We start from the raw sequence: 745 nt of genomic DNA on the forward strand, positions 1-745 counted from the left end.
TGCTGAAATTACAACAGCATTATCACTATCTTGTTGAGCAGATTAAAGATCTGGAATCTCAGTTGAAACGAAAGTTGGACGAAGATGAGGTTGGACAGCGCTTGCTGAGTATTCCCTGCGTTGGGACGCTGACTGCCAGTACTATTTCAACTGAGATTGGCGACGGGAAGCAGTACGCCAGCAGCCGTGACTTTGCGGCGGCAACAGGGCTGGTACCCCGACAGTACAGCACGGGAGGTCGGACGACATTGTTAGGGATTAGCAAGCGGGGCAACAAAAAGATCCGAACTTTGTTGGTTCAGTGTGCCAGGGTATTCATACAAAAACTGGAACACCAGTCTGGCAAGTTGGCCGACTGGGTCAGGGAGTTGTTGTGTCGGAAAAGCAACTTTGTCGTCACCTGTGCTCTGGCAAACAAGCTGGCCAGAATAGCCTGGGCACTGACGGCGCGACAGCAAACTTACGAAGCATAAAGGCAGAAATACACCAGTTTAAACAATCATTCATCTGGTTTTGCGAATACTGATATTGATGATACTAACGGCCCACCGGCCTGTTGAGGAACCTGTAAAACGGAAAGGCTCATTGAAGCCGTATATTTTCTGGAGGTTCATCAGGCGCGGAACTCATCGAGGCGCGGGAATAAAATCCCATTCAGACGCCGGATAGATTCAAGCAAGCCAACTTGTCGTCAAAATCGGTGTTGCAAAAACGGGAGTGACCATAGATTCCGTTTTCTGAGACG

1 pseudogene is annotated in these 745 nt (G+C 49.1%); it reads left to right on the forward strand.

What is annotated here, in order from left to right:
* A pseudogene (locus FDW88_RS12335) lies at positions 1-473 on the forward strand (IS110-like element IS5075 family transposase); the annotation flags it as partial.
* Positions 474-745 lie beyond the last annotated feature (272 nt).

The sequence above is a fragment of the Citrobacter sp. wls829 genome, assembly GCF_005280825.1.
In the GTDB taxonomy this organism is placed as follows: Bacteria; Pseudomonadota; Gammaproteobacteria; order Enterobacterales; family Enterobacteriaceae; genus Citrobacter; species Citrobacter gillenii.